13 protein-coding genes are annotated in these 11677 nt (G+C 71.7%); 8 read left to right on the forward strand and 5 right to left on the reverse strand.

The window, feature by feature from the left end:
* Positions 1-102: 102 nt before the first annotated feature.
* Complete coding sequence (locus tag ACVNF4_RS10085) at positions 103-1635, forward strand: DHA2 family efflux MFS transporter permease subunit (protein WP_461802387.1); 1533 nt, start codon at positions 103-105, stop codon at positions 1633-1635.
* Positions 1613-2227 carry a TetR/AcrR family transcriptional regulator gene (locus tag ACVNF4_RS10090; RefSeq protein ID WP_461802375.1) on the forward strand — a complete coding sequence of 205 codons (615 nt, stop codon included), beginning with the start codon at positions 1613-1615 and terminating at the stop codon, positions 2225-2227. The genes ACVNF4_RS10085 and ACVNF4_RS10090 overlap by 23 nt, the downstream gene beginning before the upstream one ends.
* A 73-nt stretch (positions 2228-2300) precedes the next feature.
* On the opposite strand, the gene ACVNF4_RS10095 is transcribed toward ACVNF4_RS10090, so the two are convergent.
* From ACVNF4_RS10095 to ACVNF4_RS10115, 5 genes are all read right to left on the reverse strand, one after another.
* On the reverse strand, positions 2301-2474 hold the full coding sequence (locus ACVNF4_RS10095; RefSeq protein WP_461802376.1) for a hypothetical protein: 174 nt from the start codon (positions 2472-2474) through the stop codon (positions 2301-2303).
* Positions 2471-2629, reverse strand: a complete 159-nt coding sequence (locus tag ACVNF4_RS10100; protein WP_461802377.1) for a hypothetical protein — start codon at positions 2627-2629, stop codon at positions 2471-2473. The genes ACVNF4_RS10095 and ACVNF4_RS10100 overlap by 4 nt, the downstream gene beginning before the upstream one ends.
* A 105-nt stretch (positions 2630-2734) precedes the next feature.
* Positions 2735-2950, reverse strand: a complete 216-nt coding sequence (locus ACVNF4_RS10105) for a DUF5988 family protein (protein WP_461802378.1) — start codon at positions 2948-2950, stop codon at positions 2735-2737.
* A 159-nt stretch (positions 2951-3109) separates the two neighbouring features.
* Complete coding sequence (locus tag ACVNF4_RS10110; RefSeq protein WP_461802379.1) at positions 3110-4180, reverse strand: ABC-2 transporter permease; 1071 nt, start codon at positions 4178-4180, stop codon at positions 3110-3112.
* A gap of 53 nt (positions 4181-4233) precedes the next feature.
* A complete protein-coding gene (locus ACVNF4_RS10115) occupies positions 4234-4455 on the reverse strand; it encodes a hypothetical protein (RefSeq protein WP_461802380.1) in 222 nt (73 codons plus the stop codon).
* A 175-nt stretch (positions 4456-4630) separates the two neighbouring features.
* Here ACVNF4_RS10115 and ACVNF4_RS10120 point away from each other — a divergent pair, with 175 nt between their 5' ends.
* From ACVNF4_RS10120 to fxsT, 6 genes are all read left to right on the forward strand, one after another.
* Positions 4631-5053, forward strand: coding sequence for a helix-turn-helix domain-containing protein (locus tag ACVNF4_RS10120; RefSeq protein ID WP_461802381.1), 423 nt, complete (start codon positions 4631-4633; stop codon positions 5051-5053).
* Positions 5054-5065: 12 nt separating this feature from the next.
* Positions 5066-5551: a ParH-like protein gene (locus ACVNF4_RS10125; protein ID WP_461802382.1), complete on the forward strand. Its 486-nt coding sequence runs from the start codon at positions 5066-5068 to the stop codon at positions 5549-5551.
* Positions 5548-6702 (forward strand): MAB_1171c family putative transporter, encoded by a 1155-nt coding sequence (locus ACVNF4_RS10130; protein WP_461802383.1) that lies wholly within the window; start codon positions 5548-5550, stop codon positions 6700-6702. Before ACVNF4_RS10125 ends, ACVNF4_RS10130 begins: the two co-directional genes overlap by 4 nt.
* 110 nt (positions 6703-6812) lie before the next feature.
* The gene (locus tag ACVNF4_RS10135; protein WP_461802384.1) at positions 6813-7169 is read left to right on the forward strand and encodes a trypco2 family protein; all 357 of its coding nucleotides are present in this window, start codon (positions 6813-6815) and stop codon (positions 7167-7169) included.
* Between the two features lie 4 nt (positions 7170-7173).
* Positions 7174-9384, forward strand: coding sequence for a VMAP-C domain-containing protein (locus tag ACVNF4_RS10140; protein ID WP_461802385.1), 2211 nt, complete (start codon positions 7174-7176; stop codon positions 9382-9384).
* A 36-nt stretch (positions 9385-9420) separates the two neighbouring features.
* Positions 9421-11637 carry an FxSxx-COOH system tetratricopeptide repeat protein gene (fxsT, locus tag ACVNF4_RS10145; RefSeq protein WP_461802386.1) on the forward strand — a complete coding sequence of 739 codons (2217 nt, stop codon included), beginning with the start codon at positions 9421-9423 and terminating at the stop codon, positions 11635-11637.
* Positions 11638-11677: the final 40 nt, after the last annotated feature.

The following is an 11677-nucleotide window of genomic DNA, read 5'->3' on the forward strand; positions in this document are numbered from 1 at the left end:
GCCGGATGTTCACCCCTGGGCGTGTGGCGCGGGGTACCCGGCGACAGAAAGTGAGAGTAGGCTCCCATTAGATATGTGACTCGCATTGGGAGGTTGACTCTCGTGAAAGAACTGGGTGCGCGCAGGTGGTGGGCCGTCGCGGCTCTCGTCCTCGCGTCGATGGCCGTCGGCTTCGACGTGACGATCCTGAGCCTCGCGCTGCCGGCCATGGCCGAGGACCTGGGCGCGAACAACGCCCAACTCCAGTGGTTCGTCACCTCGTACACGCTCGTGTTCGCGGCCGGCATGATCCCCGCCGGGATGCTCGGCGACCGCTTCGGACGCAAGAAAGTCCTGCTGGCCGCCCTGGTGATCTTCGGCATCAGCTCACTGGCCTGCGCCTACGCCACGACCTCCGGCGTCTTCATCGGCGCGCGCGTGGTCCTCGGCCTCGGCGGCGCGCTCATCATGCCGACGATCCTGGCGCTCCTGCCGGTGATGTTCGACGACGAGGAACGCCCCAAGGCGATCGGCGCCGTCGCGGGCGCCGCGATGCTGGCCTACCCCCTCGGCCCGATCCTCGGCGGCTACCTGCTCAACCACTTCTGGTGGGGCTCGGTCTTCCTGATCAACGTCCCCGTCGTGATCGTCGCCTACCTCGCCGTCTCCGCCTGGCTCCCCGAGTCCAAGGCCAGCGAGGCCAAGCCCTTCGACGTCGGCGGACTGCTCCTGTCCAGCCTCGGCCTCACCGCCCTCACCTACGGCGTCATCCAGGGCGGCGAGAAAGGCTGGACGGACGTCACCACGCTCGCCCCGATGGCCGGCGGCCTCCTCGCGCTCGTCGGCTTCGTGATGTGGGAGAAGCGCGTCCCCGACCCCCTCGTCGACCTCTCCCTCTTCAGCTCCGCCCGCTTCAACTCCGGCACCATGCTCGGCACCGTCATCAACTTCACCATGTTCGGCGTGCTGTTCACGATGCCGCAGTACTACCAGGCCATCCTCGGCACCGACGCCATGGGCAGCGGCATCCGCCTCCTGCCGATGGTCGGCGGCCTCCTCGTCGGCGTCACCGTCGCCAACCGCATGGCCAAGGCGCTCGGCCCCAAGACGTCCGTCGGCATCGGCTTCGCCCTCCTCGGCGCCGCCCTCTTCTACGGCGCCACCACCGACGTCGGCAGCGGCACCGGACTCGCCGCCGCATGGACGGCCGCCTACGGCCTCGGCCTCGGCTTCGCCCTGCCCACCGTCATGGACGCCGCCCTCGGCGCCCTCTCCGACGACAGCGCCGGCGTCGGCGCCGCCGTGAACCAGTCCATCCGCACCGTCGGCGGCAGCTTCGGCGCGGCCATCCTCGGCTCCATCCTCAACAGCAACTACCGAGGCGACATCGACCTCACCGGCGTCCCCGCCGCCGCCCAGGACGCGGCCAAGGACTCCGTCTTCGGCGGCCTCGCCGTCGCCCGCTCCATCAGCTCCTCCGACCTCGCCGAATCCGTCCGCTCCTCGTTCGTCAGCGCCCTCGACATCGTCCTCGTCGTCTCCGGCTTCCTCGGACTCGTCGGCGTCCTGGTCGCCGCCGTGTGGCTGCCCCGCAATGTTGGGCAGAGCACCGTCAAGGCCGCAGAATCTGAGCATGATGCCGCAGACGCCACCTGACCAGGCCAAGAAGACCGGGCCCGGCCTCAGGGAACGCAAGAAAGCCAGGACCAAGGCCGCGATCCAGCGCGAGGCGGTGCGGCTGTTCAGAGAACAGGGCTACTCCGGAACGACGGTCGAGCAGATCGCCGAAGCCGCCGAAGTCGCTCCCAGCACCGTCTTCCGCTACTTCCCGACCAAGCAGGACCTCGTCTTCACCCGTGACTACGACCTGCCCTTCGCGATGATGTTCCAGTCCCAGTCGCCCGACCTTCCGCTCATCCAGGCGGAACGCCAGACGATCAGGACCATGCTCGAAGACGTCACCGAGGAGGAACTCGCCCTCCAGCGCGAGCGATGGATACTCATCGTCTCCGAACCCGAACTGTGGGGCGCCGGACTCGGCAGCATCAGCCGGTCCATGCAGGTCATGGCCGAACAGGTCGCCAAACGCACCGGCCGCGAAACCGGTGAGGCCGCCGTCCGCGCCTACACCGGCGCCGTGTTCGGCGTCATGCTCCAGGTCTCCCTGGAGTGGGCGAACGACCCGGAGATGGACTTCCCCACCGCCCTCGACGAGGCCCTGCACTGCCTGGAGGACCTGCGCCCCTGACCCGGGCCACCCCTGAACGCCCCGTGCGCCCCGGAAAATCCCCCGACGGGGCGCGCGGGGTCTTCGGGCATCCTCAGCCGGAAGACCCCGCGAGCGCCTCGACGACGATGCCCGCCACCCGCTCCTGACACGCGTCCAGGTAGAAATGACCGCCCGGCAGGACATGCAGCTCGAAACCCGCGGCCGTCCGGTCCCGCCGGCCCGCCGCCTCACGCGGGGAGGCCCGCCCGTCCGCGTCACCGATCAACGCCGTGATCGGACAGGCGAGACGCTCCGGACCGGGAGGCTCGTACGCCGCAACTCCGGGCTGGCGAAGACACGTTCGTCGGCGTCCGCGCCGAGACCGGCGAAGACGCCCGGCAGGTACGACCCTTGGCCGGGGAAGAGTAACGCCACCCTCATCTCGTCATCCTTTCGACGCGTCGAGCCTAGGAGTGGGGTACCGGAGCGTCTGCCCCTAAAACGCAGGGGTGCACCCCTGTTTGACAGTGGAGTGCCTTTTTCTCGCTACTCGGCCACGTACGTGTGCCGGCTCCACATGAACACCACCAGCTCACGCCCCTGTTCGCGCACCCGGCGGGCGGTGGGTTCGAAGTGTTCCCAGCGGTTGCCGTTCAGGAGGCGGAACTTCCTGCCGGTGTCGGGGACGTAACGCCGTCGCTCCCCGTCGGGGAGGAACCCCGGGCCGCCGGTCAGGAGGGCATTGGGCTCCTGCGTCACCATGGATGCCACCTTCCGTCGTCAGAAGAATCTGCTCGGAATCCGGTCGGAATCTGGGGGAATTGCACCATCCGGCCGACGGCCGTGGGGAACCCGCGGCGGAACCTAGGGGGTCGGGGAACGGAGATAGGGGTCCAGGGAGCCGATCACCGCGACGCGGCCTCAGGCCGCGCGAACCGTCGCGCGCTCTCTCCACCACGACGCCCCGACGGCGAGCAGCGCCCCGCCCACCGCGTACGCGCCCAGCACCCACAGCGCCCCCGAGGTCGCGTGCCCCGCGAAGTACACGGTGTTGCGGACGACGGTCGTCCCCGCACCCGGCGGCAGCGCCTGACCGATCGCGCTCCAGAAGGAGGGCAGGAGAGGCGCCGGGTACACGCCGCCCGAACTCGGGTTGCCCAGCACGACGAACAGGAGGATGACCACGCCGGTGCCGATCAGGCCGAACAGGGTCTGGAGGCCGAGCGCGGTCGTCGCGGCGGCGAGGACGACGAGCGTGCCGATGCCGGCCAGCGCCCAGAAGTGGCCGCCGAGCGCGTCGAACCCGGGACCGACGATCGCCGCCCCGGCGAGCCCCGACACCAGCGCGTACAGCACCAGCACGGCGAGCCGGATCAGCGTCCGGTGCCGGTTCGCGGGCCGGGAACCGGCCGCCATGCCCATGATGGTCGCGGTGAGGTAGCCGCCGATGACCCAGCCGAGGACGAGATAGAACGACGTCATCCCGCGCCCGTCACCGGAGTTCGGCGGCTGGATGTCCGTGACCGTGATCTGCCGTTTCTGCGCGGCTTCGATCTTCTGCGCGATCTGTGCCGCCGTCTGCGAGACGGACGGCCCGCCCGCCGAGGCCACCAGCAGTGTGTCCTTCGTGCCGGTCGCGTCGAACAGGAACGCCGCGTCCGACTCGCGGGTGAGGACCCGCCGGCGGGCCGCGCCGGCGTCCGCCACGGCCTCGGCCTTCACGGGATCGCCGTCCAGCGCGTTCAGTTGGGCGACGATCTTCGCCGACACCTGCTGCGGAGCGGCGACCGCCACGGGGATGCGGTGGGGAGCGGGGGAGTGGAACGCGCCGATGTACGACACGATGAAGGCGAGCTGGACCACCAGCCCGCCGAGCACGAGACCGAACGCGCGCAGTGTCACGGCGTCCTTGAACTCCGCCGCGAATCCCGGGGACTTGGCGGCGGACGGGGTGGGGGGAGTGCCCTGGGAAGGGCCGATGTCCGAATTCACCGGCGCATGATCGCACGACTCGGTCACACACCGGTTCCCACCCCGCGCGTCGGTCAGCAGGAGTTGCTGTACGTGCCGGTGGTGGGGTCGTAGTAGGTCTGGTTGACGACGCCGGTGAACGGGCCGTTGCTGTACTCGCCGGTGTACGGGTTGTAGTAGATGCAGACCGCCTTCTCGGCGGAGGCCGGCGCCGCGACGGCCAGCGACACACCGGTCACGAGCGCTGCCGTGACCAGGGCCGAACCGGCGGTCCGGGTGAGGCGACTCCTGAGCATGGGGAACTCCCTTCGGTCGGATGATGCGTGTCATTCATATCAGCTCATGAACTGTATGGGCCATGCATTTGAGCTGACACACAAAGTCGGCCGCCGCCCCTGAACCGGCCGCCATGGCGTCAGCTATGGTGAAAGTGTGTCCACGGCGGACCCACACAGGCTGAGGAGACGGAACGTGAGCGAGCCCGTGACGAGCCTCGCGGAGAAGATCGAGGCACTCTTCCGCATCGTGCGGCGCCCGAACCGCGAGCAGTTCAGCCACGAGGAGGTCGCCCGCGCCTGCCGCGAGGCCACCGGTGAGACCTTCTCCGCGACCTACCTGTGGCAACTGCGCACCGGCCGCCGCGACAACCCGACGAAACGGCACCTCGAAGCGCTCGCCCAGTTCTTCGACGTCCCCGTCGCCTACTTCTTCGACGACGACCAGGGCGCCGCCATCGCCAAGGAACTGGAGCTGCTCGGCGCCCTGAGGGACGCCAAGGTGCGCAGCGTCGCCCTGCGCGCGGTGAACCTCTCGCCGGAGGGCGTGAACACGATCAGCGACATGATCGACGTACTCGCCCGCCGCGAGAGCCGCACCGACGACACCGACAGCTGACCGGGGGCCGACGTGCGCAGCGACAAGCGCCTGTGGCGGCGGTGCCGGCGCCTGGTGGACGGCCTCGACCTGCCGAGACCCTTCGACACCGCCGAGTTCATCGCGCGGCTGGCCGAGGACCGGGACCGGCCCATCGAACTCGTCCCCGTCGCCGCCCGCCCCCACCTGCCGTGCGGACTCCTCGTCACCACCGACCGGGCCGACCGCATCCTCTACCCCGCCGACACCACCCCCCTGCACCAGCAGCACATCCAACTCCACGAAGTGGCCCACCTGTTGTGCGGCCACCACGAGACGTCCGGCACGACGGCCGCCGCCGTCGAGGTCCTCCTCCCGCACCTCCCGCCCGCCCTCGTCCGGCGCGTCCTCGGCCGTACCGTCTACACCGAGCCGCAGGAGGAAGAGGCCGAACTCGTCGCCTCCCTCATCCTGAGCCGCGCCGCCCTCGCCGACCCCGAACAGACCCGCCTGCGCTCCCTGTTCGGCCCCGCCCGATGAGCGACCTCACCGCCGTTCTCGCGGCCCTCCTCTTCCTCACGTTCGCCGCCCACCGCCTCCTCGCCACGCGCGGCGGCAGCACGGACCCCACCCAACGCGACACCGCGGGCTTCGCGCTGTGCGCCGGCACGGCCATGCTCCTCAACTCCCCCGCCGTCGCCGCCCTGCTGGACCGGCCGACCGCCGAGATCCTCCTGCCCTACCAACTCAACGCCGCAGCGGCCACGTTCCTCGCCCTCATCGCCCCCGGCCTCGGCCCGACCGCCCCCGACCCGGGCCGGCGCCGACGCCGGATCCGCGCCGCCGTCGTCCAACAGGCCCTCACCGTCGGCCTGTTCCTCGCCGCCGACGTCACCGTCACCGACACCGCCGTCACCGCGGCCCCCGGCCGGGGCTGGGTCCTCGCCGCCTGCAACACGCTCTTCGCCGGATACGCCTGCTGGTGCCTGCACACCATGGCCCGCGCCCTCCTGAGCCGCGCCCGGGACCTGCGCGCGGGCTCCCTGCGCACCGGCTTCGTCCTCGCGACCCTCGCCACGGCCACCGCCGCGCTGTGGGCGCTGTGGACGCTCGACGACGTCGCCTCCGACCTCACCCGAGGCAGCCAGGCGAGCGGCGAGGACCTCGTCTCCACCACCCTCGGCATGATCACCGCCGTCCTCGCCACGGCGGGCGCCACCGCCACCCTGTGGGCCGCGCCGGTCCGCTGGTGGCGTGCCCGCAGGGCGTACCGAGACCTCGGCCCCCTGTGGTCCGCGCTCTACGCCGAACTCCCCGAGATCGCGCTCACCCCGCACCACCGACAGCCCTTGCGCCAGGCCGAGTTCGCCCTCTACCGCAGGGTCATCGAGATCCGCGACGGCAGCCTCGCGCTGCGCCCCTACCACCGCCCCGAGGCGCTGGCCCTGGCCGCCGAGGCGGTGTCGGCCCGCGCCGACCGCGCCGACCGGGAGGCCGTCTTCGAGGCGGCCGTGCTCGCGGCGGCACTGGAGACGAAACGCAGCGGACAGCCGCCGATCCCCGTGCCGGGATACCCGGCCCCCACGGCCTGCCTGGAGACCGTCGAGGACGAGGCCGCCTGGCTGGCGCGGGTGAGCCGGGCGTTCACCGGGTCACCGGTGGTGCGGGAGGTACGGGCGGCGACGGGGTGACGGCGTGGGACCGCTCCCCGCCCGATCCGACGGCGCGTCAGAAGCCCCCCTCATGGGTATGACCAAGGACGGGATTCTGTGTCCCGGACACACCGCAGGGGACACACCGCGTGGGTGAACCGGAGGGGGACCGGATGGGGCGGGACGTGCACAGGCTGACGCTGACCGAGGCCATCGAGTCGCTGCGGACGGACCTGGAGGCGGCGCAGCGGCAAGGGGTGGGCAGAACACTCGGGTTCAGCGTCCAGGACATCAGCGTGGAACTGGACGTCGAGGCCGAGCGCAGCGACAGCGCCGAGGGCGGCGTCTCCTGGTACGTCACCGCCAAGGCGGCCCGCTCCCGCACCCGGCGCACGGCGACCCGCCTCGTGGTGACGCTGAAACCCCGCGGCTCCCTGCACGTCACGGACCCCACCGGCCTGCCGCGCAGCACCCCTCGGCCGGGCCCCGCCGACTCGGCACGGTGACCACGTGAGCGGCGTCTTCCCGGCACCGGAGGACGGCGAGCCCCATCCCGCCGGCCCCGGCTCCACGACCACCCCGGACCGGCTCGTCGAGATCAGTGTCAGCGACACGCGCGGCCGGCAGATCGGCCACGGCTCCGGCTGGCTCCTGGACGACGACCTGATCCTGACGGCGGCGCACGTCCTGTGGCCCGCAGGCCTCGACGCCGACCCCGGCACGGACGTCCTCATAGAGGTCCGCCGGGGCAACCTCCCCCCGTACGCCCGCTGGCACCGCTGCGACCTCGTGTGGAGCGGCCGGCCCGCACCCGCCGACCCCGACTCGGGACCGGACGCCGCCCTCCTCGTCGTCACCGGCGCAGGCTGGCGCCCGCCCGACCCCCGAGGCCGGCCCCGGCTCGGCGGGGAGGGGACCGGCATCGTCGACTTCGAGATCCTCGGCTTCCCCGCGTTCTTCCACACCGACCGCACCGCCTACGACGTCCACCAGTGCGGGGGACGGCTGCGCCCGGCCAACCTCAACCGCTCGGAGCTCCGCACCGTCGAGGTCGCCGCCGAGGACGCCCCCGAGTCCCCGGACGGCTGGCGGGGCGAATCCGGCGCCGCCGTCCTGATCGAGGGACACCGCACCGTGATCGGCGTCGTCGTGGGCGCCGACCAGGGCAACGCCCGCCGCCTCACCGTCCTGCCCGTCGCCCGCCTCACCGAACACCCCGGGTTCCGCCGCACGCTCCGCGACCACCGCTACGGCGCACCCCACAACCGGCGCAAGGTGCTCGCCACGATCCTCCTGCGCCTCGAACACGCCGAACCCCTCACGGCCCCGGCGGCCCGCCGCGCCCTCCTGGACCGCCTGATGCCGAACGACCCCGACACCGCCCGCCTCGACCCGGCCTCCCTCCTGCCCGCCCTGGTCGACCACCTCGCCACCCGCCCCGACGGCTGCGCGGACCTCCCCGCCGCCTACACCGCCGTCGGCGCCCCGCACGACGACCCCACCGCCGCCGAACTCACCCACCTCGCCGAGGAGTTGCACGCCCTCGACCTCACCGGCGCGCACACCTGGTGCGGACTGCGCGAAGCCCTCCAGAAACTCGTCCACGCCGACCTCGGCGGCGTCCCCGTCCCCGCCCTCTACGCCCGCGCCGCCACCGACCCCGCCGCCACCACCCCGCCCGCCCACTGCGACGACCCGTGGAAAGCGTTCGTCCACCTCGTCCGCACCCGCGAGGACACCCCCGAACTCCCGCCCGCCCTCAGGTTCCTGGAGCTCCTCGCCAGCGCCGTGGGCGGGGCCACGGCCGACACCGTGCGCGCCTGCAACCGGCACTGGGCGCTGCGCCTGGACATCGCCCGCCGCACCCCGGACACCCCCGACGAGGAGCACGACGGCACCGGATACGCCCGCCAGGTCGACGAGTTGCGCGCCCGGCTGATCAGCGCGCCCGTGCAGCGCGCCACCTCAGCCCGCCTCCTCGTCGAGCTGACCCCCGACCCGAACAGCGACCCCGACGGCTGGACGGTGTCGTTCTACTTCCAGTGCCGCCCGCACTCCGGCGCCTGGCAGCGGCTGGCGATGCCGCTGGCCGAACGGGTCATCGCCCTGGGCCAGTTGTTCGACCGGGTCGAGATGTCGTGCCGGATGCTGCGCGACGGCCACGGCGTCCCCCTCGACCGGATCGACGTCGAGTACATCCTCCCGCTGGACCTCATCGACCACCCCGACAAACTCATCGGCCACGGCGCGCTGCCCCCGGCGGCGGCCTCCTTCCCGCTCGTCGTGCACAGCCTGGACCGCCTGCACAACAGCACCTGGCGGGCCGTCTGGCAGGACCACTGGCGGCGCACCCGGCGCAGCACCGGCCGGCTGCTGTGCCAGATCACCGCCCTGGACCAGCCCGACCGCAGCGCCGCCGAACCCGTCGCCGGGGTCCTGCTCACCCAGAAACCCGGCTCCGACACCGGCCGCCACGAGGTCAGCATGGCCCTGCGGCACGGCGTCCCGCTCGTCATGTGGCGCCACGACCCCCGCGCCGAGCCCGACTTCACCGCCCTGTCCCGCCGCATCATGGCCGAAGGACGTCTCGACGTACGCCACTTCCACCAGGAGGATGTCGACGGCCCGGCCGCCGCGGAGTCCGTCTGGAACCGCCAGTTCGTCGTCATCTTCGACACCCCGGACAACCTGCCCGGCCTCGTCTACGGCGAGGCGTCATGACACCGCGCCGAGTCCGCGGCGACGGAGGGGGACCCCATGGCCGCCAGTGACCCGGCGAGGCACACCCCGCAGAAGTCGTCCCCGGCCGTCTGGGAGAACGTACCCCCGCGCAACCCCAACTTCATCGGCCGCAGGGAACTCCTCGCCGAACTCGCCCGGCGCCTCGCCGACAGCCGCAGCCCCACCGCCGTCCTCCCCGAGGCGATGTACGGACTCGGCGGCATCGGCAAGACCCAGCTCGCCATCGAGTACGTGTACACCCACCAGGCCGACTACGACCTCGTGTGCTGGATCTCCAGCGAACGCACGTCCGGCATCGTGGGCACCCTCTCCCACCTCGCCGGACGGCTCGGCGTCGGGGAGGGCGGCGACGCCGCCGCGACCGTCGCCCAGGCCCTCGACGCGCTGCGCCGCGGCACCCCCTACACACGCTGGCTGCTGGTGTTCGACAACGCGGAGAACGCCCAGAGCCTCGCACCGTTCCTGCCCAACGCCCGGCACGGCGCCGTCCTCATCACCTCCCGCAACCCGCAGTGGGAGGACATCGCCGGCTGCATCGAGGTGAACGTCTTCGAACGGGCCGAGAGCGTCGCCCTGCTCAACAAACGCGGGCCCGAACTGACCCCCGAGGACGCCGACCTCCTCGCCGAGGCCCTCGGCGACCTGCCGCTCGCCGTCGAACAGGCGGCGGCCTGGCGGGCCCAGACCGGCATGACGGTGCGGGAATACCTGCGGCTGTTCGACGAGAAACGCAGCGACCTCCTCTTCGAAGGCGCCCCGAACCTGTACCAGGAGTCCGTCGCCACCGCCTGGAACGTCTCCCTCGACCGCATCGAGCAGACCAACCCCGAGGCCCTGCACCTCCTCCAGGTCTGCGCCTACCTCGCCCCGGAACCCATCCCGCGCTCCCTGTTCTCCGGCGCCCACCGCGGCGTCATCACCCAGGAACTCGACGCCGCCCTCGCCGACCCGATGCGCCTCGGCCGCGCCATCCGCGAGATCAAACGGTTCTCCCTGGCCCGTATCGACCCCCGCAACAACTCCCTCCTCATGCACCGCCTCGTCCAGCTCGTCCTCCTCCAGCGGATGACCCCGCGCGAACAGCGGCAGATGCGGCTCGGCGCCCAGTCCCTGCTGGCCTCCGCCGACCCCCGCGACCCCGAGTCCAACGCCCAGTGGTACCGCTACTCCGAGCTGTACCCGCACGTCGTCGCCTCCGACGCGATCCACTCCGCCGACCCCTGGGTGCGCGACCTCGTCCACAACACCGCCAAATACCTCCAGCGGTTCGGTGACCACGACAGCGCCCTGGAGTTCACCCGCGAGGCGTACACCGCCGCCACCGAACTGTTCGGCGCCGAGGACGAGAAGACCCTCCTGCTCGCCTTCTGGCTCGGCTGGGTCCTCTTCAGCATGGGCCGCTACGCGGAGGCCGCCGAGATCAACCTCCGGACCCTCGACGGCCACGAACGCACGGCACGGCCCGGACCGACCCGGGCCGCCGGCGCCGACGAGAACCACCTCGACGCGATCGGCGCCGTCGCCGCCGACCTGCGCGTCAAAGGGGAGTTCGAGCAGGCCCTGGAGCTGAGCCGGCGCGTCTTCGCCACCGCGACCGAGGCGTTCGGCGAGGACGACGCCTGCACCCTCAACGCCGCCCACAACCTCGGGGTCGCCCTCAGGCTCGTCGGCAGGTTCCAGGAGGCGTACGACCTCGACCGCACCACCTGGGAACTGAAGCAGACCCTCCTCGGCGCCGAGCACGAACTGACCCTCCTGACCCGGGTCGGCCTCACCATCGACGAACGCGAACTCGGCCTCTACCGGCACGCCCGCAACCGCCAGGAAGAGGTCGTCAGCCAGTACCTGCGCCACCTCAGCGAGGACAACGCGGCCGTCCTGCACGCCCGCCGGGTCCTCGCCGTCGCCCGCCGCAAGGCCGGCGACCACGAGGCCGCCCTCGAACTCTCCGAACAGGTCCTGGCCGTCATGGAGGAACGCTTCGGCCAGACCCACCCCGACACCATCGCCGCCACCCTCGGCCTCTCCGTCGACCTCCGCTACACCGGCGACCTCGACCGCGCCCGCGCCCTCGCCGAGGCGTCCTACGACCACTACCGGCGCATCTTCGGCGACCGCCACCCGCACACGGTCTCCGCCCAGGCGAACCTCGCGATCACCTTGAGGTTCCCCCTGCTGGCCGGGCAGCTTGATACTGGGACGGATGGTCCCGGAGGAAGCAGTCACAGGTAGTGAGTAGCAAGAGCAACATGAGTAAGCGGTACACGGCCGA

The sequence above is a fragment of the Streptomyces sp. S6 genome (assembly GCF_054880855.1).